Annotated in this window: 29 protein-coding genes and 1 pseudogene; 9 read left to right on the top strand and 21 right to left on the bottom strand. The window is 33.1% G+C overall.

Annotated elements, in window-relative coordinates:
* Positions 1–256 precede the first annotated feature (256 nt).
* The 4 genes from metA to AC0L8O_RS07490 all read left to right on the top strand — a co-directional run bounded on the left by metA (position 257) and on the right by AC0L8O_RS07490 (position 3,960).
* The gene (metA, locus tag AC0L8O_RS07505; RefSeq protein ID WP_026562606.1) at positions 257–1,165 is read left to right on the top strand and encodes a homoserine O-acetyltransferase MetA; all 909 of its coding nucleotides are present in this window, start codon (positions 257–259) and stop codon (positions 1,163–1,165) included.
* A 199-nt stretch (positions 1,166–1,364) separates the two neighbouring features.
* Entirely contained in the window at positions 1,365–2,522 is a 1,158-nt protein-coding gene (locus tag AC0L8O_RS07500) for a diglucosyl diacylglycerol synthase (RefSeq protein ID WP_473448747.1), read from the top strand.
* A gap of 130 nt (positions 2,523–2,652) precedes the next feature.
* On the top strand, positions 2,653–3,648 hold the full coding sequence (locus AC0L8O_RS07495) for a metal-dependent hydrolase (protein WP_473447174.1): 996 nt from the start codon (positions 2,653–2,655) through the stop codon (positions 3,646–3,648).
* Positions 3,649–3,807: 159 nt separating this feature from the next.
* Complete coding sequence (locus tag AC0L8O_RS07490; protein WP_473447173.1) at positions 3,808–3,960, top strand: hypothetical protein; 153 nt, start codon at positions 3,808–3,810, stop codon at positions 3,958–3,960.
* 122 nt (positions 3,961–4,082) lie between these two features.
* Here the strand turns inward: AC0L8O_RS07490 and AC0L8O_RS07485 are convergent, their stop codons facing one another.
* The 3 genes from AC0L8O_RS07485 to AC0L8O_RS07475 form a co-directional block, all read right to left on the bottom strand.
* Positions 4,083–5,066, bottom strand: coding sequence for a group II intron reverse transcriptase/maturase (locus tag AC0L8O_RS07485; protein WP_473448744.1), 984 nt, complete (start codon positions 5,064–5,066; stop codon positions 4,083–4,085).
* Positions 5,059–5,349, bottom strand: a complete 291-nt coding sequence (locus tag AC0L8O_RS07480; RefSeq protein ID WP_473447172.1) for a hypothetical protein — start codon at positions 5,347–5,349, stop codon at positions 5,059–5,061. Before AC0L8O_RS07480 ends, AC0L8O_RS07485 begins: the two co-directional genes overlap by 8 nt.
* A gap of 538 nt (positions 5,350–5,887) precedes the next feature.
* On the bottom strand, positions 5,888–6,154 hold the full coding sequence (locus AC0L8O_RS07475; protein WP_026562603.1) for a phosphocarrier protein HPr: 267 nt from the start codon (positions 6,152–6,154) through the stop codon (positions 5,888–5,890).
* Between the two features lie 682 nt (positions 6,155–6,836).
* Between AC0L8O_RS07475 and cspD the strand changes: the two genes are divergently transcribed.
* The gene (cspD, locus tag AC0L8O_RS07470; RefSeq protein WP_026562601.1) at positions 6,837–7,037 is read left to right on the top strand and encodes a cold-shock protein CspD; all 201 of its coding nucleotides are present in this window, start codon (positions 6,837–6,839) and stop codon (positions 7,035–7,037) included.
* A 78-nt stretch (positions 7,038–7,115) separates the two neighbouring features.
* Here the strand turns inward: cspD and AC0L8O_RS07465 are convergent, their stop codons facing one another.
* Positions 7,116–7,307, bottom strand: a complete 192-nt coding sequence (locus AC0L8O_RS07465) for a hypothetical protein (protein WP_026562600.1) — start codon at positions 7,305–7,307, stop codon at positions 7,116–7,118.
* Between the two features lie 200 nt (positions 7,308–7,507).
* Between AC0L8O_RS07465 and AC0L8O_RS07460 the strand changes: the two genes are divergently transcribed.
* A complete protein-coding gene (locus tag AC0L8O_RS07460; RefSeq protein ID WP_226526716.1) occupies positions 7,508–7,774 on the top strand; it encodes a DUF2564 family protein in 267 nt (88 codons plus the stop codon).
* 44 nt (positions 7,775–7,818) lie between these two features.
* Here AC0L8O_RS07460 and AC0L8O_RS07455 read toward each other — a convergent pair whose 3' ends face one another.
* Positions 7,819–7,995, bottom strand: a complete 177-nt coding sequence (locus tag AC0L8O_RS07455) for a zinc-finger domain-containing protein (RefSeq protein WP_473447171.1) — start codon at positions 7,993–7,995, stop codon at positions 7,819–7,821.
* Positions 7,988–8,665 (bottom strand): ribonuclease H family protein, encoded by a 678-nt coding sequence (locus tag AC0L8O_RS07450; protein WP_473447170.1) that lies wholly within the window; start codon positions 8,663–8,665, stop codon positions 7,988–7,990. Before AC0L8O_RS07450 ends, AC0L8O_RS07455 begins: the two co-directional genes overlap by 8 nt.
* A gap of 197 nt (positions 8,666–8,862) precedes the next feature.
* On the opposite strand from AC0L8O_RS07450, the gene AC0L8O_RS07445 reads away from it, so the two are divergent.
* Together AC0L8O_RS07445 and AC0L8O_RS07440 are read left to right on the top strand one after the other, a co-directional pair.
* Positions 8,863–9,249: a reverse transcriptase-like protein gene (locus AC0L8O_RS07445; RefSeq protein ID WP_473447169.1), complete on the top strand. Its 387-nt coding sequence runs from the start codon at positions 8,863–8,865 to the stop codon at positions 9,247–9,249.
* 38 nt (positions 9,250–9,287) lie between these two features.
* On the top strand, positions 9,288–10,184 hold the full coding sequence (locus AC0L8O_RS07440) for a DMT family transporter (protein ID WP_473447168.1): 897 nt from the start codon (positions 9,288–9,290) through the stop codon (positions 10,182–10,184).
* 68 nt (positions 10,185–10,252) lie between these two features.
* Here AC0L8O_RS07440 and AC0L8O_RS07435 read toward each other — a convergent pair whose 3' ends face one another.
* Positions 10,253–10,519 (bottom strand): DUF6123 family protein, encoded by a 267-nt coding sequence (locus tag AC0L8O_RS07435; RefSeq protein WP_473447167.1) that lies wholly within the window; start codon positions 10,517–10,519, stop codon positions 10,253–10,255.
* 170 nt (positions 10,520–10,689) lie between these two features.
* On the opposite strand from AC0L8O_RS07435, the gene sspL reads away from it, so the two are divergent.
* Positions 10,690–10,830, top strand: coding sequence for a small, acid-soluble spore protein L (gene sspL / locus AC0L8O_RS07430; protein WP_026562594.1), 141 nt, complete (start codon positions 10,690–10,692; stop codon positions 10,828–10,830).
* Between the two features lie 82 nt (positions 10,831–10,912).
* Here the strand turns inward: sspL and AC0L8O_RS07425 are convergent, their stop codons facing one another.
* The 14 genes and pseudogenes from AC0L8O_RS07425 to AC0L8O_RS07360 form a co-directional block, all read right to left on the bottom strand.
* Positions 10,913–11,812, bottom strand: coding sequence for a 5'-3' exonuclease (locus AC0L8O_RS07425; RefSeq protein ID WP_473447166.1), 900 nt, complete (start codon positions 11,810–11,812; stop codon positions 10,913–10,915).
* Between the two features lie 173 nt (positions 11,813–11,985).
* The gene (locus AC0L8O_RS07420; protein ID WP_264144522.1) at positions 11,986–12,120 is read right to left on the bottom strand and encodes a hypothetical protein; all 135 of its coding nucleotides are present in this window, start codon (positions 12,118–12,120) and stop codon (positions 11,986–11,988) included.
* Between the two features lie 118 nt (positions 12,121–12,238).
* Positions 12,239–12,505, bottom strand: a complete 267-nt coding sequence (locus AC0L8O_RS07415; RefSeq protein WP_473447165.1) for a DUF2533 family protein — start codon at positions 12,503–12,505, stop codon at positions 12,239–12,241.
* Positions 12,502–12,687: a hypothetical protein gene (locus AC0L8O_RS07410; protein ID WP_102229067.1), complete on the bottom strand. Its 186-nt coding sequence runs from the start codon at positions 12,685–12,687 to the stop codon at positions 12,502–12,504. The genes AC0L8O_RS07415 and AC0L8O_RS07410 overlap by 4 nt, the downstream gene beginning before the upstream one ends.
* 1,063 nt (positions 12,688–13,750) lie before the next feature.
* Positions 13,751–14,492, bottom strand: a pseudogene (locus AC0L8O_RS07405) (dynamin family protein); the annotation flags it as partial.
* A gap of 689 nt (positions 14,493–15,181) precedes the next feature.
* Positions 15,182–16,348 (bottom strand): dynamin family protein, encoded by a 1,167-nt coding sequence (locus AC0L8O_RS07400; RefSeq protein ID WP_473447164.1) that lies wholly within the window; start codon positions 16,346–16,348, stop codon positions 15,182–15,184.
* Positions 16,349–16,500: 152 nt separating this feature from the next.
* Positions 16,501–16,590 carry a Fur-regulated basic protein FbpC gene (locus AC0L8O_RS07395; protein ID WP_102229069.1) on the bottom strand — a complete coding sequence of 30 codons (90 nt, stop codon included), beginning with the start codon at positions 16,588–16,590 and terminating at the stop codon, positions 16,501–16,503.
* 114 nt (positions 16,591–16,704) lie between these two features.
* Positions 16,705–17,049, bottom strand: coding sequence for an isoprenylcysteine carboxylmethyltransferase family protein (locus AC0L8O_RS07390; protein ID WP_473447163.1), 345 nt, complete (start codon positions 17,047–17,049; stop codon positions 16,705–16,707).
* Complete coding sequence (locus tag AC0L8O_RS07385; RefSeq protein ID WP_473447162.1) at positions 17,019–17,252, bottom strand: hypothetical protein; 234 nt, start codon at positions 17,250–17,252, stop codon at positions 17,019–17,021. Before AC0L8O_RS07385 ends, AC0L8O_RS07390 begins: the two co-directional genes overlap by 31 nt.
* A 6-nt stretch (positions 17,253–17,258) precedes the next feature.
* Positions 17,259–18,353, bottom strand: coding sequence for a type III polyketide synthase (locus tag AC0L8O_RS07380; protein ID WP_473447161.1), 1,095 nt, complete (start codon positions 18,351–18,353; stop codon positions 17,259–17,261).
* A 184-nt stretch (positions 18,354–18,537) separates the two neighbouring features.
* Positions 18,538–19,131, bottom strand: coding sequence for a YczE/YyaS/YitT family protein (locus AC0L8O_RS07375; RefSeq protein WP_473447160.1), 594 nt, complete (start codon positions 19,129–19,131; stop codon positions 18,538–18,540).
* Between the two features lie 488 nt (positions 19,132–19,619).
* Complete coding sequence (locus AC0L8O_RS07370; protein ID WP_286158792.1) at positions 19,620–19,742, bottom strand: hypothetical protein; 123 nt, start codon at positions 19,740–19,742, stop codon at positions 19,620–19,622.
* Between the two features lie 485 nt (positions 19,743–20,227).
* A complete protein-coding gene (locus AC0L8O_RS07365; protein ID WP_473447159.1) occupies positions 20,228–21,040 on the bottom strand; it encodes an SDR family oxidoreductase in 813 nt (270 codons plus the stop codon).
* A gap of 309 nt (positions 21,041–21,349) precedes the next feature.
* Positions 21,350–22,903, bottom strand: a complete 1,554-nt coding sequence (locus tag AC0L8O_RS07360; RefSeq protein WP_473447158.1) for a glycoside hydrolase family 43 protein — start codon at positions 22,901–22,903, stop codon at positions 21,350–21,352.
* Positions 22,904–23,258 lie beyond the last annotated feature (355 nt).

Genomic DNA, 23,258 nt, shown 5'->3' with positions numbered 1-23,258 from the left:
CTTCCTCCTAATGATCGTAAAAAGTTTATAGCACACTATGTATAAGATTTACTTTACCATATGTTTCACTTATTAAATAAGTCAGATCCACTTATATTTACACTAAATTTAATTTTTTCATAAAAAATGGTTATTTATTGAAATATATAAATTGAATTATTTTTCTAAACTTTCTATAATAAAGAATCAGTGACTGTAGGTTATCTTATTTTTATAATGTCTTAAAGCTTAATTTTGTAACGGAGGTGTAGTTATAATGCCAATTAATATTCCAAGTCATTTACCAGCAAAAGAAATTCTTGAAAAAGAAAATATTTTTATTATGGATGAAAAACGTGCTTACTCTCAGGATATACGTCCTTTAAATATTATTATTCTGAACATTATGCCAGAAAAAGAAAAGACAGAAACACAGTTATTGCGTTTATTAGGAAATTCACCATTGCAACTAAATATTACCTTCCTGCGACCTGAAACACATACATCCAAGACAACAGCGATTGAACATCTAAAGGAATTTTATACCACGTTTCGTCATATCCAACATAAACGATATGATGGCATGATCATAACGGGTGCGCCTATCGAACACCTGGATTATGAGGAAGTTTCATATTGGCCGGAAATGCAAACAATTATGGATTGGACGAAAACGAATGTTACTTCAACTTTACATATCTGTTGGGGTGCACAAGCAGGACTTTACCACCACTATGGCGTAAATAAATATAAACTGGAAAAAAAGTGCTTTGGTATTTTTGAACATGAAGTTGTGGATCCAACTATAAAACTATTAAGAGGATTCGACGATTTGTACTATGTTCCCCACTCTAGACATACTGATGTATTAAAAGAAGAAATTGATCAAATCCCTGAGTTACAGATCTTGTCCTATTCAGAAAAAGCAGGTGTCTGTTTGGTGATGTCCAAGGATGAAAAACACGTTTTTTTAACGGGGCATCCTGAGTATGAATTAACTTCCCTACAAGATGAATATGAACGGGACTTAGCAAAAGGTCTGGAAATTGAAATCCCTGAAAATTATTTCCGAAACAACGATCCTAAAAATAAACCTATTCAATGCTGGAGATCTCATGCAAATCTTCTTTTTGTTAACTGGCTCAATTATTATGTATACCAGGAAACTCCTTATAATTGGGACTGAATTAAAAAAGTATTTTCAATTAGATTTCGATTATTTACAACAACTTAACATCTTAAGAAATACTTAATAATTGCTTTATGAAAAAGTAACATTTATATGGTAACCTAAAAGACAAATTCAGTTCATATTTTCATATACTTTGAATATGGACTGTTTTCATGTATATTGAACTGTTTTTGACTAGATTGAGGTGAAGATGTTGAAGCCAAATTCAAAGGTATTAATTTTAACTGCAAAATACGGAAATGGTCACGTTCAAGTTGCCAAAACATTAGAAGAAAAGTGTAAAGAGCTGGGGTTTAAAAAGGTTATTGTCTGTAATCTTTATTCTGAATCATTTCCAGTTTTCTCTGAAATTACTCAATATTTATACTTAAAAAGTTTCTCCATCGGAAAACAATTTTATCGTCTTTTTTATTATGGAGTCGATAAGATATATAATAAAAGATTAATGAACTTATATTTTATTATGGGACATAAAAGATTACATCAAATTGTATCTTCGGAACAACCTGATATGATCATTAATACATTTCCTATGATTGTTGTACCTGAATACAGAAGAAAAACTGGAACTGTTATCCCAACTTTTAATGTCTTAACAGACTTTTGTTTACACAGAATATGGGTCCATGAAAATATCGACAAATACTATGTCGCAACGAATCATGTTAAAGAAAAATTAATACAATTAGGAATTCATCCAAATCGTGTAAAAGTAACTGGAATTCCAATTAGAAAACAATTTGAATTAGAAATGGATTTAAATCCGATTTATCATAAATACGGCTTAGATCCTTCAAAAAAAACACTGCTTATTATGGCTGGTGCACATGGTGTTTTAAAGAATGTAAAAGAATTATGTCAAGCCTTCTTATCAAAAAATAAACAATTACAAATTGTTGTCGTATGTGGTAATAACCATCCTCTAAAGGAATCTCTCGATTCATTAGGTAAAAATTATCCTCAACAATTTAAGGTGTTAAGTTATGTAGAACGTGTGGATGAGCTTTATCGAATCGCTTCATGTATGATTACAAAACCCGGCGGCATTACATTGACAGAAGCTACAGCAATTGGTGTACCTATTGTCCTTTTTAAGCCAGTTCCTGGTCAAGAGAAGGAAAATGCACATTTTTTCGAGAACAACCAATCAGCACTTATTATTAATCAAATTGAAGATATATGTGAAGAAGTCCATAATCTTTTAATGAACGACCAAAAACTTCAAAACATGAAGCACAATATAAAAAAATTAAATGTCCCTCACTCTGCTGACCTGATTGTACAAGACATGATAAAAGAGTCAGCTTATATTAAGGATAAACAAGTAATGGTTGGCTCTGTTAATTATTAATAAGTCTAATAAGCAGCTTAGAATAATTTAATTATGAATAGCATGCAGAAAAGCACATGTCTATAAATTGAAAAGAGATAAAATAGCAATACCGGATGGATGGGTTTACCTATTATCTTGGGGGCAATAAATGGATACAAGTACTCATATTACAATGGGATTTGGTTTAGCAGGTCTTGCTTATTTAGATCCAAATGTAGCAACAAATCCGGAATTAGCAACTGCTGTTATGATTGGGACAGTCATCGGTTCAAATGCACCAGATTTTGACTTTGCAATAAAAATCCTTAAAGGGAATGGTATGTATACTGAACACCATAGAGGATTGTCCCATTCTTTTCCAGCTGTTATAATTTGGCCTATATTGATCGCTTGCATTATATTTGCTATATTCGACCAAATATCCTTTATACCATTATTGTATTGGACTGCTATTGCAGTTATTTTACACGTATTGTTTGACATTTTTAATGCTTACGGAACTCAAGCAGGACGGCCATTTACAAAGAAATGGCTATCTTTAAATTTTATTCCATTGTTCGATTTATTTATTATACTTATCCACCTAATAGGCTTTATATTTTGGATATTTCAATATCCACCAGGAATCATTTTTTTCATTTGTTATGTTACCCTATCTTTTTATCTTATTTATCGTTACTTTATTTCTCTCCGTATAAAAACAATGTTGGCAAAATACCATCCAATAGCAAATTATACGGTCATTCCTACTTTATCTATCAAGAAATGGGATTTTGTTATTGAGACAGATGATTATTTTAGAACAGGCCGTGTAATTAAAAGAGAAGTTATTTGGAATCATTCATTCAGAAAACATGATCCTACCTGTCCATATATTCAGTCTTCACTTAAAGATTGTAATGTAAAACATTTTCTCGCTAACTCAAAGCATACTCATGCACTATACGTCGAGCGACAAAACGGATTTGAAGTACGATGGTTCGATCTTAGGTTCAGACAAAATCACCACTATCCATACATGGCATTAGTACTCTTAGATGAACATCTGCAAATTGTTACTTCCTATACGGGCTGGATTCATCAATCAAAGTACACACATAGAAAAATGATACCAACACATGACAGAAACATAGAACTAAAGTAATTGAAGGTAAGCCCAATTCCCGAAAGATTCAGCTCAATTGTTCTTTCTGAATACAGGGCTTTTTATTATTTAAAAACATTAAATAACATGCATATATTTTTTCCCTCGGAAAAAAATATATAAGTAATTAAAAGGTTTCATTGATAAGGAGGACCTATAATGACTAAAAAGTTGAATAAAGGAAGTAGCAATCAAAATTCACCTAGAAACGGTGCACATCAAATGGAGCTAGCAGAGGAACATGTTGCAGGGGATAATAGTAAAGGAAACAAACGTAACAAAGACCAAAGAGACAAATCAAGAGAAGAATAACATAAACATTGACTAGAGCGTATATAAATAATATTTAGACGATCGAGTAGAGGGAAAATAATCTAATTATTTTCGCCCCTCTCACACCACCGTACGTACGGTTCCGTATACGGCGGTTCAATTTATATTACAGTGTGTACTTTTAGATAATGATCTAAAGCAGAGGGAAGACCCCTCTGCTTTAGTCTTTTGTTTGAGATTGCTCTTTGAACAACTTTCGATAAACCGATGTATCGATAACCTCTTCGACAGAAGGTTAATCCCTTCGCCTCTCCCTCAGGGATTCCTAATTGGATAAGCGATTTGATTCGTTTCTTCGATACCTTCCATTGCTTCCATATGATGACTCTAATTCTGGAGCGAAGCTTCTTATCTATCTCAGTCATTGCTTTTTTCATATTCGAGATTCTAAAGTAGTTAACCCACCCAAGTATGACTTGTTTTAGTTTTAAGGTTCGGTAGTCTAGCGAAACACTCCAATTTCGCTTTGTTAATTTTCGAAGCTTCCTTTGAAATTTTTGTATTGACGTTGAATGGGGTTTTACTTGGTATTTCTCATTCTTAAAATCGTAATAATATCCAAATCCTAAGAATTTCAAATCTTTTGGACGGGAGATTTTACTCTTTTCTCCGTTGACTATTAACCCTAATTTATTTTCTATAAATCTCACAATTGATTCCATCACTCTATTCGCTGCTTTCTCACTCTTCACGAAGATTAGGGCATCATCAGCGTATCTCACGAATTGGAGTCCTCTACTTTCTAGCTCCTTATCAAGTTCGTTCAACATAATATTACTAAGCAGTGGGCTTAGGTTTCCTCCTTGCGGAGTTCCAACTGGTGTTTCTTCATATTTCCCATTCACCATAACTCCACTGACAAGATATTTCCTTATTAGGGAAATGACATCTCCATCATCTATTGTATTAGAGATGATCCGCATGAGTTTATCGTGATGAACTGTATCGAAAAACCTTTCAAGGTCAATATCCACAATCCAATCGTATCCATCATTTAGAAATTCCAAGCTTTTAATAATTGCCATCTCACAACTTCTTTTTGGTCTAAAGCCATAACTGAATTCACTGAATTGCTTTTCAAATATTGGACTGATGAATGGCTTGTTGAACTACCCTATCCACTACTGTTGGTATTCCCAATTTGCGCATCTTACCATTTTCTTTTGGGATCTCCACTCTTAAGGCAACTTGTGGTTGGTACTTTCTTGTTCTGATGCGCTGACGTAGCTCATCCTTGTTCTCTCTCAGATATTGTTTCAGTTCATTGACCGTTATTCCATCGACCCCACTAGCACCTTTGTTTTTATATACACGCAAGTAGGCTTCATTCATATTTTGATTACTTAGAATTTGTTCTAAAAGTTCCACACTCGTTTCTCCTTTCCTCTCACGTAGTAAGTGATAGCTCCATTTTGGTTATCCTTTGAGGTACGCTCATACTTTCACCATTAACACATTCGGAGTATGTCACTTACGCATTCGTGGTGTTGAAACACTATAAATTGTTCAGCCCTTCATGAAATTACTTCACTACTATGGCTTCTGCTGACTTCTTGCGGCTAACCTTTTTCGACTGTACCCTTTGTACATCCGCAAGATCTCCCAGGGTAAGACAACCATCTTTCCTCTTTTACTCGCCTGATCTACTTTACAAAGTTACGCACATCTTTTGGACTTTAACTTGTTTGGGAGTCTTATCCCTTTGTAAAGCCTTAGTATCAGATTTCTGTTCGTCGAGCCAAGATTTTATTCCACGCTTCCTCCAGCCCTTATCTCACGATAAGTACCTTGCGCTTCCTTAGTGGTTGGTCGATGTGTACCCCCACAGTGGACTTTCACCACCTAGATAGTTGCCATGCCTGGCACACCAAAAAAAGAGCAGACATGAATGTCGCTCTTTTTTAGTTTACTCTCCTAAACCTTCAGTTGTGATCGCTCTTTCCACCGCTTCTAAAGCTGCTTCCTCGTCACTTCCACTTGCAGAAATTTTCACTTGAGTCCCTTTAGAAATACCAAGAGACATAACACCCATTATTGATTTTAAATTTACAGTTCGTCCATTCGCTTCTAGGTTTACATCTGCAGTGAATGAATTAACCGCATTTACCAATGCAGTCGCTGGTCTAGCGTGAAGGCCTGCTTCACTTGTAATTGTAAATGTTTTTTCTACCATTTTTTAAAAAACCCCTTTCAAGATAGCCAATGCAGCTTTAAATATAAATGCGATGATTATGTATCATTCATCTTGATGCAGCTATTATAAGCTACATATTGTATTACATTTATTATAAACTTTTTTTGAAAAAAGGGAACTAGTTTTCTTTTAACTTATTATCTGATTTTCAGTTATTTTATATACTTGCTTATTATAAATAACATAATGGACATGTATAGTATACGTGTCAGTATTCATTCTTTCTACTACATAGTACTCTTCATTACCTTGAATTAAGTTGACAGAGGTTTTTTCCAGGTGGAAAATGTCATTTCCTAATTGTAAAATCAAATGACATATTTTATCGAATTTTATATGATCTATTTTTCGATGGCACGTCACAAAAAGATCTTTGTTTCCTATTTTAATCTTTCTCACTAAGACCATCCTCTACTCGTTTTAGCCATTATATGCTTGCACATACGAATCTATTATAAACATTCAGAAAGTTATGTTAAAATATGCTACTTTGCCTTGACGTATATCTTGAAATTAGTGTATAGTGAAGTTATCATTAAGATGAGTATATATTGGTAACATCCTAGCTTTCACATCATGTATACACCTTACATATCATATTCTTAAATGATAAAATTTTTTTAGCACCACCCGTGCTACAGTATTAGGAGGATTAAGTACTATGCAAAACGGTAAAGTAAAATGGTTTAATAACGAAAAAGGTTTCGGATTTATCGAAGTTGAAGGTGGAGACGATGTATTCGTACACTTTACAGCTATCCAAGGTGAAGGATACAAATCATTAGAAGAAGGTCAAGAGGTTTCTTTTGAAATCGTTGAAGGTAACCGCGGACCACAAGCTGCTAACGTTACAAAGTTATAATCACTAGTTTAATTGTGATTTAACATAAAAACAAAACTTTAACAAAAAGAGGTTGGATTATTTCCACCTCTTTTTTTCTTATAGTGACTTTTGACTTATCAGTAAATACTCAATCGCTTTTACATTTTGTTTAATACTTTTCTCGATCCGAGATACTTCATTATGATTGAATACATTCGCGTTGTTCGCTATAAAGACCAATTTATCAATATCTTTATAAATTTCCTGAAAAGCTTCTTTTATTGATGAATCTAATGGACCATTCGTCAAGTCCTTAACCCCCTCTCCCCTCATTTATAAATCGACAATTTCTAGTAAATATGTTTTATATATGTTCTATTTTTTTACAAGATGAATTCTATTTTCATTTTAACACGACATTTAAAAATGTGATATAAAAAAATAGAATGTTTTTTTTAACGAATATTATTAGAGATTAAACAAAAACTATCTTTGGAGGTGGTATTAACATGGACCAAATTAATCACACAGGATTAATTAGTGGAATGAATGAAATCGCACAGCTGGAAGCATCAGTTAAGGCAGCGCAAAAGATGGTTGGAGCAGCCACAATGCAAATGGATCCTGAAGCAATTAAAAATGCTGAGAATGCAATTAATGATGCTAAAGCACTAATGAATCTAACTTCCAATACAGGATTTGACCAGGACTTTTTAACAAAACAACAACAACTAATAGACCAGTGTCAACATCAATTGTCAGAAGCTAAACATTAATATTATTCACAGGTTTTAAAAAATCCGCTAAAAAGCGGATTTTTTTAAATCAATTTTTTGCCAATACCTTTTATTTTTTCTCCAACCGTACAACTTTTTATACAAAAAGTGTGGGCATATGTTTTACCAAATTCTTCTCTAAAATGTTTTTTTAATAAACAATTTGAACAGTATGTGTCAATAATTTCACTTAACTCTTGTAACGTTTGTTTTTTATTCATCCATCTCAACGCCCTCATCTATCGTCATCTTACTTTTAATTTCTATACCTTCCAACGCTTGAGTGGCTAATTTATCCGCCTCGGTGTTTTCTTTTCTTGAGACTGGTTCATATGCCGGAGTTATTTTTAATTGATTAAGTTTAGCTTCAATTCGATCAAGCCAAACATTAAATTCCGGTTCATAACACGGCCATTCACCGGAAAGTTGGTTTAATACAACCTGTGAGTCACCTTTAAATAAGACTTTTTGTCTTGATATTCCATATTCTTCAAGAACTTTAACTAAATAAGCAAAAGCTGCATATTCCGCCTCGTTATTAGACTCAATTTCATTTGCTTTTTCATTCATTCTTATTCTATGTCTATTTCCACTTTGGGTAAAATAGATCACTGCTCCAAATCCAGCCAGTTTAGTATTTTTATGAAATCCGCCATCAAAGTATGCAACCACATCGTGAGGTTCATCTTTTACAATATCTTTTAACTTCTTTAACTCTTTAAGATTCCATGTTTGTCCATCTTCTGAAGTATAAGTAATTTCCTTTACTCTTCCCGTTTGTAAAATATCTTCTGATATCATAATCACTTCATTTAATGAAAGAAAATCAGATACAAGATCTGTGTGCAGTTTTTTCTTAGTTTGATACATCCACTCAATTCGATATTTCAACAACGTCCACTCCTGAACATGAATTATTATAAGGTAAGGTAACTAAAAATAGTCTTTATATTTATTAATGTGATCAATATGCTATAATCATATTCGATTTATTATAATAATGATTTATATGTTATGTGAAACCAATGGTAATTATTTTACCATCGTTTGCTGATTTATTAAAGGATTAGGTATGAGGAGGGAAATTTTTGATTGAAGTATATGTTGACGGAGCCAGTGCCGGTGATCCCGGTCAATCAGGTGCAGGAGTATTTATTAAAGGACATGGAAGGGCCGAAGAATTCTCTATACCACTAGGATTAATGACAAATCATGAAGCGGAATACCATGCGGTTATTAAGGGTATGGAAATTTGCATTCAAAATGGCTTTAGAGTTGTTTCGTTCAGAACAGATTCACAATTAGTTGATCGTGCAGTTGAAAAGCAATACGTAAAAAACAGTCAATATTCCCCACTCTTAGAAAAAATACTTGAACTCGCTAAAGAGTTTGATTTATTTTTCATTAAATGGATTCCAAGTAAAGAAAACAAAGTAGCTGATCAACTTGCAAGATATGCCATTCGTAACCAATAATTTATTCAAAAATGATTGTATTTGAAAGAGTGAATGTAATGAAAAAACTTTTTTCAGACGGTAGTCTATTATTTGTTGCTTTTATTTGGGGTTCCACCTTTGTCATTGTACAAAATGCGATTCAAACATTACCACCAAACTTATTTAATGGTATTCGGTTCCTGTTAGCAGCTATTATCCTCTCATTGTTTGTAGGGAAGAAAGGAACCAAATTCATTACACTGAAGTTAATGAAAGCAGGCACATTCTTAGGATTCTTTTTATTTATAGGCTATGCCTTTCAAACAGTGGGTCTTATTTATACAACATCTTCTAAAGCAGGTTTTATTACTGGGTTAAGTGTGTTGATTGTTCCCATGCTCGCTATCTTCTATTTAAAAGAACCACCAAAACTCATCGTCTTCATTAGTGCTTGTTTTGGCACAGTTGGTCTTTATTTTTTAACAGTAGCAGGTATATCACAAATAAACTTTGGGGATTTACTTATTTTAATATGTGCAATTGGATTTGCGTTTCATATTGTGTTTACAAGTAAATTTACTGAACAACATCCAGCATTACCTTTAACCATCATTCAATTATTGACGGTATCTTTACTAAGCTTTCTAAGTTCATTTGCGTTTGAAAAAACATCGGTTTCACTTAATCATGTTTTACATGGTGATGTTATCTTTGCATTGTTAATAACATCCATTTTTGCAACCGCTATAGCCTTTTATATACAAACTAAATTTCAACAGTTTACAAGTGCAGCAAGAGTCGCCATCATTTTTGCAATGGAACCTGTTTTTGCAGCAATAACAGCATTTTTTGTTCTCAATGAACAATTATCAATGTATGGATTAATCGGATGCTGTTTTATATTTACTGCTATGATTACAAGCGAAATTCCAAAGCTGCTTAAAAGAGAGCTGAAACAAACTAACCATATCTAAAAGATTTTAATATAATGAGTGTGATCTTCAAAGCTATTTCACCCTAGAAATAGCTTCACATTCACATATCATATTAAGTGTAATGATTCTATGAAACGAAGAGCTTGTTTACGATTGTTTATTTTTTCTGATTTGAAATTTTCCAGCAGGGAAATAAAAAAAGAGCCGTCAAATTCCTTTTGAATCTTTAATGTTAATTCAATCGCTATAATCACTACTTCATCTACTGTATCTGTGTACTGTTGACCAAATTCTATAAACCCATTTGCATCATCCCCTAATACAAATCCTTTACTTATTAAGTGATCAACATATTCACTAACCGTTCCAAACATACTAAGATTCATCCTTTGTTTACGTTGTCCTCCTTTGATCTTATCTAAAAATGTCGACAAATTCTATCATTTTTTTTATTTTTGTTACCAATCTTTGCTACTTTTATCTCAATTATTCAATACGTATTTTTTAGGTAGTAGGTCATAATAGTATTGGAGGTGGATATCACATGAGTAGTGAAAAAAGAGGAAATAATCGAGGTAGAAAAGCCCCAAGTGTAAATCCCCAAGGACACGCAGCAGACGTTGAATTCTCTATGGAGCCGAAAAGCAAACTGGAAAATGCTGCCAAGAAGAAAAACACAAAATAAAGTAACATGCATGAGTCGAAGGCTCTCTTTCTTCGATATCATGCATGCTTATGTGATATAGCATTTATTACATATTCAATCCTTAAATAGCTTCCTCTTGTGAAAACATGATGTTCTTAAGTATTGACTGAATCCCTCTTAATTCATGCTCCTTAATGATAGAAAGTGCTTTTTCTTCATTAATTAGGAGAAGTGAGTCGTCTAGTATACACTCTAATGGGGCTGTACAATTAATTTCAGCCAATTTTCTTGAAAGATGGAGCATTTCTAAATCATTCTCAATCTTCATTTTTTGACTCTTCGTAAGTTCGGATAAACACAGAAGTAATTCGTCAAGCGATTTGTATTGAGAAATAAGTTTAAAGGCAGTTTTCTCACCAATCCCCTTTACTCCCGGGTAGTTGTCACTTGAATCCCCCATTAAGGCCTTTACATCAATCAGCATACGAGGTTCAATTGCAAACTCTTCAACATATATATCTCTTGTATAATGCTTATAATTGCCTATCCCTTTTTGTAAGATTAAAACATCCACTTGATCATTTAATAGTTGAAGAATATCCTTATCTCCTGTAACGATGGATATTTTCATTTCAGTTTCAAACTTCTTTGTTAATGTTCCAATACAATCGTCCGCTTCAAAGCCTTCTATACCAATATTTGTAATGTTTAATGCTTCTACTACTTCTTTTGCCAAGTTGAACTGCGGCTGTAATTCAATTGGGGCTTCAGGTCTATTCGCTTTGTAATCAGTAAATAAATCATTACGATATGTTTTACTACCCATATCCCAACAACAAATAATATGTGTTGGTTTTGTATATTCAATAACAGCAAATAAATGCTTTAATAATCCGGTAACTGCATTTGTCGGAATCCCTTTACTATTGATCATAAATTGACCGTAAACAGATGTTGAAAAGAACGAGCGAAAAAGCAAAGCCATTCCATCGACGATTAATAAATGCTGATCTTTTTTCAATTTATCTCCCTCACAATCATTAAAATACTTATCGAAACATACTTCTTCTTAATCCAAGAATAGTATATCATAAAAAATGAGGCCTTGTATTTGGTACTTCAAGTCAATTCTTTATGTTTTTAAACACATAAAAAACCTGTAGAGAACTATCTCCACAGGTTTTCATAAATTGATTACTCTTTATTTTTACTGCTTAACTTAAGTGCTTCATTTTGTGCATATGAAGCAAATTCAGTATTAAAATCATTTTTCTTTTTCTTATTATTATTACGTTGTGCATTTGCATTACCTAATTTTGTACGTCCCATAAGATATCCTCACCTTTCACTTAAGTTAAGAGAAACATTTATAGTTTTTCTCAGGAGAGGTTTTTTGAATCGAACAGGACCTTGGTAATATCTAACAAATTTCCACTACACAAAATAATTATTTCCCATATTTTCTTTCCACAAATTCCTGTACCATTTCCTTTGTAACCAGTTTACGCATCGGTACAATCCCTTCTGAAGCCAACCTGTTCATTTCAGATGTTACCTGATTAATTTGTTCAACTTCAAATGGCTTAGAATTTACACAGCGAAAAATAGCTTCTTCTATTAATGCTTCTCTTTTCGCTTCTAATTTTAAGAAAGATTGAATGTGTTGATGCTGATTATTACTGTGCTGACTTATTGCTTCATGTACGTTACTCATGTCGTTCCACCTCGTTTTTCCATTAACCTTTTAACGTGTTCTTTAGGGTTCCAGCAATTAAACGAATAAGTTGGCTTCGTTTCGTATTTTAAACGACTACAATAATAAATCATTTTTTTATCTTTTCGAATCGCCTTAAAATGTATACACGTTGCACAAACTTGATACGCTTTTGAATCCAACCTTTTTCCCCCTGCACATTAAATGAGTTTTATCAGTAAATTGTATCATAAAATCAATGATGTTGAAGATTATTCTCTTCTATTAATTGCACACATTCTGTGATGACAGCTAATTCTGTTTTTAAGTGATCTGTGTCTTCATGACGGATATCCAACAAAGCTGAAAATCCTTCCTGAGTTTGTTTCTTTACCTCTTGTATTAGGAGGTGATGAGAAGATCCAACTGCATCACTATAATAATTTGAAAATTTCTCAATGTAATCATTTAAGATACTTGAAATAGGGCTATCGATTCGTTTAGAGAGGTCATCAGACATGATCTTTTTCTCATTGCGCTCAAAGAAAGATTTTGTATTCTTAAATAATTTCAAAGCCGGCTGTATAGTTGCCAGCATAGTTGTTGAAAATTCAACAGCAATTGTTGGTGTTTGAATTTCGGGAAACTCAATTGTAGCAAGTGTAATATTTTTAGACTTTTTCTTTATGAGCTGTACAATCCGGCTGAACTCACCATCTAAGGTATTGTTAATAACTTTTTCAATTCTTAATGATGTAGCTTGCAGTTCTTGAATTAATTCAAATTCTACCGTTCTGACGAGCTCTTCTAAACAAATCTTTAACGCTTGTTGAATGTCAGCATTTTGGTTAAATATGCTCGGATGGAAGCTCTCCTTAAAAAAGTCATTAAATCGGAAAAATAGACGCTGCTTCACGTAAAAAATCAGCTCTTCTATTTCTTTAGAAATAGATGTAACAATATGGTCATGAGATATATTCGATATTTCATCGTTAACATTCATTTGCTCTTGCAGAAGGCTTTCTCTTCTCTCCTCTTTTTCCTTGCCACTCAACTCGGCAGCATGAATAAGAGATTGAATCCTTTCCTTGCAGCGATTTAAATCTTCCTTTATTGATAAAAGAGTTGTATTCGTTAATTCCTCTTTAATAAATGTATTGAACTGTTTTTGAAATTCGATATAATCTTTTTCTTCATCTACTCGGCCAGCTAAAACATTTAAGCTGGATACACCAAATAAACGTACATTTCTTATCTCATGTTTTAAGAACTGTTCTTTAATATAAGACTTAACAACATTCACTTCTTCTTCATCTTTAGCTAAATCAACAGCATTAATAATGAAGAACATTTTATCTAATGTAAAAGAATCCTTAACCCTTCCTAATTGTCTTAAAAATTCCCGATCACCTTTTGAGAATGGGTGGTTGTAATAGGTGACATAAAGAATTGCATCTGCCTTTTTAATATATTGAAACGCTACATCTGTGTGTCTTTTATGCAAGGAATCTGCTCCTGGCGTATCCACCAATGTTATACCTGCCCTTGTAATCGAGCAGTCAAAATAAACAATGACCTCTTCAACTAGACATGCCTTTTCTTCCTTAGCAACAAAGTCCTTAAATAAATTCGTATCCGATTGTACGGTAAGTCCTTCACTTGTTAAAGTTTGATAATCCACTATCGCTTTTTGATACTTTGCTATCTGTTCAGTTTCGTTTTTATTTTGGCCTTGATAGTTCTGAAGAAGTTCTGCCAGGCTCTCAATCGTAAAATTCTTATTATTCAATGAAGGGATACTAATCATTATTTCCTTCATTAACATCTCTTTTGATTTCAATTTCACTTCAACTAACCCATGTGCCTTTTCAGGTGTTGGCGGAGATATTTTATTTATCGTCGCTGTCGTCGGATTAGGAGATGAAGGTAACAGTCTTTCTCCTATAAGTGCGTTAGCAAAAGATGATTTTCCTGCACTAAAGGCACCGAATAATGCAACAGTAAAGGTGCGGTTTTTAAAACTGTTAATCTTCCCTTCAAGTGACTCTGTAAATTGCTTAAACCCTTGGATATTGTCAAGCCGCTTGACAGCCTGCTCTGCGCTCTTTATAAACTCATTCCTCATACTGTAACGAGTATTGTAATGAGGCTTTGATGATTGATCCTCTCCTGGTTCTTCAACAGCCAATACCTTTTCTTGTATTCGGATGTCTTTTGTCACTTTCTTATATGTCTGATGTTCATTTAACCATTTTTCTTCATTATGAGTTGAATCAAATATTCCTTTATTTAGTTCCTGCAGTGAATGTCGATATTGCTCAAGTGTCTCGAACTTGAATAAAATCTCTTTATAATGGCCAATTTTTTCATTTTCGCTCTTTACCTTTACATTTATTTCATCGATTTGCTCTTGAATTTCTTTATTTATACCATCCATCATCTTTTTAAATAAGTCCATAACTTGATGCTTACTTTGCTTTTTGATTAATTCGCTAACATCGGAGGAATACGTTAAAATATACTGATTATTAAACGAAGCACCTGTTTTTATTGCATCAGATACTAGTTGCTCTGGAACATTGATGGAAAACGATTGAGCTTCTTGAATAAGCTTTGGATCATGAATTTCATGTGTTTGAATAAATTCTTTAAGTAATGTTATTAAGTGCCATGAAATTTGCGTTTCTGTATTTTTCATCAGACTGTCATATAGTTCTTTTTTCTTTTTTCACGTTCTTGTTCGGTTTTAGACTTCGAAAAAAGTAAACCAACCTTAAAAGAAGGATCTGCAGACTCTATAAATGCTGAAGCCTTATCCCTTGTTTCAAATGGAATTAAGTTAGCACTTTTTAATATTGCTAATACTTTTTCTTCTGTATCTAAGACAAGCTGTTCCATCTTTTCTTCTTTCTGCTGAATCTGAGCAAGTAATCGATTCAAATTGTTTGTATATTCCTCTAATCTCTCACGAATCTCATCCTCGTTTTGCTCTGTAAGATCAAGCTGTTCCTCATATTTGTCAATATGTTCCGACACAACTTGTGTGATTGATTGAGAAATATTTTGGTCCAGAAATCTATTTTTATCCTGAATGACCACTCTGATTAACTCTTTCACTTTTTCTAAATCATTATAAGGATGTTGATCGTTTCTTAAGGTAGTAAAGAACACGTCTTGCGGATGTAGTCCTACTTCTGCAAATGATCCCTCAATGTTTTGTCTAAAGTCTTGGAAACGAATTTCTTTTTCTTCATGTTTATCAATTTGATTGATGATTAAGAAAATCATTTTATTTCGACTCTTCATTTCTTGGATAAATGAGAGATTCTCTTCTGATTGAACATGATTGTAGTCGGTTACATAAAAAATAATATCAGCTAAATGAAGCATTGATTCTGTTGATAATTTATGTGCTGCATCTGTGGAATCAATCCCAGGTGAATCCATAATGACAACATCTTCTGCTAAGTTGTCATAAGGTTTTTTAATACGGATCCTCTCAATATCGTCCCCTTGTTTACAATATTCTTTGATTTGTTCTATTGAGTAGTCACCTGATAATTCAATACTTTCTTTTGCTGCAGAATATAAAGTTACCTGCTCTACCCCTTTTTCCAACATAACAAGGTTAGCACTTGTAGGAATTGGACTTGTCGGTAAAATTTGCTCATTTAAAAGTTTGTTTATCATAGATGACTTCCCTGCCGAAAAATGGCCGGCAAAAGCAATATACAATTTTTCTTGTTCAAGCTTATGAGCCATTTCGACTAATTTAATCGCATTTTCATGATCTTTTTCATGGATCATTTCATGAAGATTAATAATGATTTGCATCAAATGTTTTGACTTTACTACAGTTGTCATGATTATCCCCTTCACTTATGGCACTTTCAATTTGATAACTACATTTTACAGAATTATATGCAAATTTGCTATTGTCGTTTTCGGAAAAAAGAATAAGGCTCACAACAATTAGCTGTGAGCCTGGAAAATTACTATATAAATATCTAACATGATTATGCTTTTTGGGTATCAATATTTTTTAATATGTAGCCAATTAACAGACTATACGTAACAACGGTACAACCGACAAATAACATCGTCATATTCGCAGCAGACCTCCATATTTATGAGAATGATTTTCAACACAATTATATTTTATCATCAATGATAATCATTTTCAATGGAACTTTTGATATTTTTTGAAAAATCTTTCTTTGTCACCTTTTCGATGAAAATCTGGACTTAACCGGAAAGACTTCATGATAATTCGTATATGTTTGAAGAGCGGATTCTTCAGCAGGAATTCTTATCGTCATCATCACCACATTCATAATCGTAAACAAAATTGCTGTTATATAAGCATGAAATAATAAAGGTAGTAATAAAATTTCAACCGCTACAACAATATAATTCGGATGTTTTACAAATTTGTATGGTCCTCTTGAAACGACGACATCACCTGGAACAATCATAATTTTCGTGTTCCAATAATTTCCTAGAGATAATACTGCCCAATACCGCAAAAGCTGTGTCAAAAAAGAATTGGAAACATAACAAACCATATGTCTGTTAAATCTCTTTGAAAAACTTGAACTTCTATAAAAAAAGAGATTAAAAAGAGGATATGTAATGACACGATATACGGATAATGGTCATTTCCATGCTCAATACCGCCTCTATTCTTCATCCACTGTTCATTTTTCCTTGCAATAAACAGTTCTGTTATTCTTTGTACGATTAAAAAGAAAAAAACAATATAAAACATCCCTTATCATTCCTCCCATTGAACAAGTAACATTTCAGAGCTAAATCCAGGTCCGAGAGCGCCAATTAAACCGTACTCATTAGCTTTACCTAGTTCCCTTTGGAGATATAATTCTAAAACATACATAACCGTTACCGATGACATATTTCCATGGTTTATTAATACTTCTTTTGAAATATGTAATTGTTCTTCCGAAAAGCCAAGCCCCTCTTTATAAGCATCGATTACTTTTTTTCCTCCTGGATGGGCAAGAAAGTGGTTTATTTCCTCTAATTTCATTTTATTTTCTTCCAAGAAATCAATAACTTGCGGTCGAAGCCACTTCTTAATAATCGAAGGAATATCTCTTGAAAAAATAACATACAGACCATTATTTTTAATATCCCACCCCATTACATCCTCAGAATTGCGCATCAATGTTGATCTTGTATCAAGTATTTTCGGGACAGAATGTAATCTCGATTTTGATTTCCAATCAACATTATTTCCTGCCACACAAGTGCATGCAACACCATCTGCAAACAGAGAGGTACCAATTAAATTACTTTTGGACCTATCATCATGTTGAAAAGTTAAGCTGCATAATTCCACTGAAATAACAAGAACCGTCGAGTCTGGATAGGCTTTACAATATTCATAAGCACGAGATAAGCCTGAAGCCCCACCAGCACACCCTAGTCCCCAGATTGGAATACGCTTTGTCGTTTCTTTAAAAGGCAAGGCATTCATTATTTTTGCATCTATACTCGGAGTTGATAATCCAGTTGTACTTACAAAAAAGAGTGCATCAACCTCCTTATACGTGATATTGCTATGTAATAACGTTTTATTAGAAAGACAATTTTCCACTGCTTCAATCCCATGTTTCACAGCCGTTTTAATATATAGATCATTTTTCTCTTCAAACGATCGGGGCTTTTTGTACCATTCAACAGGCTGTGCAAATTGCCGTTTTTCTATTTCACCATTTTTAAAAACGGGTAAAAGGCGTTCAAAATCCTTAAATGAATCCTCGAACATTTCTTTTGCAAATTCTACTGTTGAATCTTGAGTCAATTCATATTGAGGAATAGATTTTCCTACCGATAAGATATAGGCCAAAGTCACTTCACCTCATTTTTCTCCAAACCATCATCAAAATGTATTACCTTTACTTTTTCCAAATAAGCTAAATTTATCCAAAAATAAAAACCTCGCCGATTGGCGAGGTTAGTTGATTTTATACTTCATGCTTTAAAATGACTTGTTTTAATCGAGCCCTTTCCAATCAAAATTGGGAGGAACTTTAATTGGGAGAGACATGTAAATTCATTACCCTATCAACTAAACGCTGACAATGTGGTAATGTGAGTCCTACTACATGGCCTATTGTGAGACAAAAGATAATCGTACCTATAAAAACAGGTCCCCCTAATAGCCAACCGAATGTGAGAACAACAATTTCCATAAGAAGTCGTATCCATTGTATTTTCATTCCTGTCATTTTCACTAATGCAATCATAAGACTATCTCGTGGCCCAATTCCACAATCAGCTGCTATGTAAAGCCCCATCCCATACCCAATCACACCTATACCCATTATTAACATAATAATTTGAGAAACTAAAGAATCAGGTGTTTGTAAAAATGGAATTAGTAAATACATATCAATAAAAATTCCGACAAGCAACATATTTAAAAAGGCACCAATTTGCGGCAAGGACTTAGTCAGCAACCATGCTGAACCCAACACAAAAAAACCCATTATTATTGACCATGTTCCAATTGTTAAACCAAAATGTTCATATAATCCAATATGTAGGACATCCCAAGGGGCACTTCCTAAATCGGCTTTAATCAAAAGAACTATTCCAAATGACATGACGGATAGTCCGATCATAAAAAAAATCCATTGCAATGGATGTCTTTTTTTATACTCCAAATACTCATAAAAAACCTTCTTTCAAGACTCAGCACAATGTTTTTTTGATTGCTAGTGTCTCATTCCATTCTAACGGTAAATGAAACATAAATAAATTTGATTTTTTTAACTTATATAAGAGAAATTCTGGGAATTAAGAAGAGAGCATTTTTCAAAGCTCAAATGTAGCCAATTACCCTAAAGATGTGTTGGTATACTTATCGTTCGTTCCTCATAACGTAAAAAACGCCTCACTCCAATACTATCAAGGAATTAAGACGTTTTAACTACTCAATTTAGTTGAGTTAATTGATATTTCACACGAAGTTTTTTCCTTAATGTAATAGATAATTTCCTCCTTCTCTCCTCTTATACAAGTTCAAATGGGTAATCTTTTTACTTAATTCCTTTGTTGTAGATCAGTAATTCACTAAAAATCCAAAATATAGAGAAGGTCACCTTAATGCCTATTCCCCTAAGTTAATTATCTGTTTAGAGGGCTTCATTTCATTTTCTAAAACTGCTAAACGAATAAGTTTCAACTTTATTTCCTTGCTAAGTAAAAGCCATTCAGGTTTATTAATTCTCATTTAAAGTCCTCCTATCGATAATTGTTTGGTAGAAAAGTGATTTTACATTATTATCTGAAGTAACTAATTGTAATTTTCTGTTATTTCTGTTTTTCCCGTTTATTTGAATTCTTAACATATATTTTGTTGTCAATTTATTTGCTTTTTCTACATATTTTTGCATCATAATCCAGCTAAAAGGAATTAAGTCCCATTCAGAGACAGAAACAATCTCTAGGAATCAAAGTTTACTCTCATTATAAATTACTATTCTAATTTTCATATTTCTTATCAATCGGTTCAGAAACGGAAGAACAGTTTTTCAAAGATAAAAATCTTCGTAAATGTTGGTGAAACAACAACATTTACGAAGATTTCATCGTTTCTTCAAAAGAAGAGTCTAAAGACCCGCTAAATTTACTAATTACAAGGCAAAAATAACAGATCAATGGTTTAATACCACATTAATACGTTTGTCAAAACGTTACTAAATCATCTTTATAATATTACTTTTTTAAGCGAAGTTTATAAAAGTCTTGATCCATGGAGTTAACATTTTCCTTCAAACTCTCTACCTGATCATAAACAGAAACCACTCTTCCCTTATAGTCATCCAGCTCTCCATTTGCCATATAGTATGCGAATTGTGGTGCTTGAAATGGGGAGACATCTATTTTCTGTTCAAATAAATCCTCTATATCACTTAAATAACGTTGACCAACTTCTGTGTCTCTTTGATAACGTGTCATATCTGTATCATTTAAGCCAGGATCTAAAGCAAATACTTTAATTGGTGTATCATCTAGCTCCTCAGATAAATTCTCTGTTAATCTAGCAACAGCTGTTTTGGATGTTCCATATCCGTTGCCATATTTAAATGCTCCTACAGTACCACCTCCGACTATATTTATCACACTTCCAAAACCTTGGCTAATCATGACTGGAACAATAGCTTGAACACAATGAAAAGTACCAAATAAATTCGTGGTGACATCATTTATCCAATCCGAACTTTTCACCTCCCAAGTAGGACCTATTGCTTTGAATGCACCTGCATTATTAATCCAAACGTCAATCTTCCCATATTGTTTCATGACAGAATCAACTACATTTTTAATTTCTTTAGGTTGTGTTATATCCATTGATGCCATTGAATGTTCAGAAGAATATGTATCTAGTTTCGCTTTTACTTCTTTTAACCTTTTAGAATCTCTTCCTGTTCCAATGACTATATATCCTTTTTCAGCAAAAAACAGAGCCGTATTTCGGCCAATTCCTCTTGTTGCACCTGTTATCACAACAACTTTTTTATGTTCCATTTTGTTATCCTCCTTTAAGAAAATGCTATATGTATAAGTCCCATATTTTATACATATTCTATTATTCTGAAATTTATCCTTAAGTAAGCTGACAGGATTTACACTAAAAGTATACGTTTTCATTTGATTCATAACAACTACTGAAAAAATATTGCAATAGTTAAAACTTATATAGTTGCTATACTATTTTAAAGTAAGGATTATATTGATAGTTTCTATTCTGGTTTTACTAATATACTTATTGTTAGTGAAAAAGCACACCCAATTTTGGATGTGCCAGTTTTTTTAAAAGATATAATGATGATAAAACTAACTATTCTTTAATGCTACATTTCTGCTTTTTTTAACAACCTTATTATCTTTCATATACTTAAAGTAAGCAAAATCAACATGACCACCAATTTGTGTTTTTGCATAATTAAATAAACCAATACGGTAGCCCATGAAATGATCTAAAGTATATTTCATTTCTAATACCTCCCCAACTTCAAACCAGTCCTCCCCATCAGTCGAGTAATAGAACTTTGCTAAGTCACAGCTATCTTCAAAATTGAAATCTATCTTTACATATATAAGGTCCTCTTGAAATGGTATTTTTCCCACTATTATTTCGTGACCATCGCCACGATTTTTCGTCATAGTTATGTATCGTTCACCATTCTCTTCCAGTTGAATACCAATAGTCCCAAAGCTATTTTGCAAAGCAATTAATCCTGCATGATCTCCCGGCTTCATCTGCGTGATATCCATTAAGGTAATTCCCGTACAGGTTGGTCCTTCAGTTCTTTGTGTTAACGTATTACGAGCATATAATACACTATTTGTTAAATATCCAGTTTCCAAACGTAAAAAACCTGGCCTTTTCACAAAAGACCAAAGACTATTGTCCGGATTGTGATTCCATTGCCAATTAAGCTCTAGTATATTTTCTGTATAATCAAATTCATCGCTGATAACCAAAGGTTGGTGGAATGAATTTGGTAAGTTCAGTTCTAATTGTTTTGGTGCCCTGCCATCAATCCCAATAATTGGCCAACCATTTGTCCAGTTAACTGGCAATACATAAGGAATTCTACCAACAGCATCATGGTCTTGAAACAACATGGCATACCATTCATTTTCTCGAGTATCGAAAATAGCACCTTGAGCAATCCCTTTATTATGATAACCCATATCATCATCAAAAATCACTTTGCGCTCATACTCTCCTAAAAGTTCAGTAGAACGATAACATATCTGTCTTCTCCGTTTGTTCCCAACCTTCGGCCATTCAATAAATAGTAAATAATAGTGTCCATTTATCTTATATGCATGGCACCCTTCACATCGTAATCCAATTCCCTCCTTTTCAGTTTCCAAAAGTAATTTATTAACTCCACCTCGTTTTACTGCTGCCGCATCCTCTGTTAATTCTGTGATATAAATATCCCCACACCCATAGATAACAAACACCCTATTGTCATCAAATAGCAAAGCAGGATCATGATAGATCCCCTTAAGAGTAGAGCGCTTCCATTTTCCTCCTTCAATATTCTCTGTTTGATATATATAAAAGCGATTCATATCATTACTTGAAAAACAAACAAAAAATAGTCCATTATGATAGCGCAAACTAGCAGCCCATGATCCTTGACCATAAATTCCCTTTCTGTTTAACAAGTTATGACTTTCATTGTCTTCTAATGTCTCAAAAACATATCCAACAATCTCCCAATCCACTAAATTTTCAGACTTCATGATAGGACAGCCAGGCATGGTATGCATACTTGTACTGATCATATAGTATGTTTCTTCAACTCTTATAACATCTATGTCCGGAACATCTGACCAAAAAATAGGGTTTGTTAAAATAGATTGACTCATTATATCTTCTCCTTTTCATTTAAGTAACAAATAAATAGTCATTCTAACTTTATATTTCTAAGATTTAATTTTTTCAACAACTTGATAAAATCTTATTCTGTATTTATATTTAAACTCCTTTAAAATTTATAAACTTATTACCTTACCCTTTCCGCAATAGTGTAATAAATTGAGTAAATATTATATAGTAAGCAAAGTTTTTGTAGGTATCTAAAAAAATTCCAATACAATAAATGGTTTTCGTATTTCACCAAAGATAGGAGATCAAAGTTTAATAAGGATCAATACAAAGCAATCCATCCTCATCTTTTCCTTTTATGAGAATTCCCGCTTGCCTAAATTCCAAAAAGCAATA

It is taken from the genome of Metabacillus sp. KJ11-3 (assembly GCF_055808295.1).
Note: the sequence above shows the minus strand (reverse complement) of the source record. Positions and strands in the feature narration are given on the sequence as shown.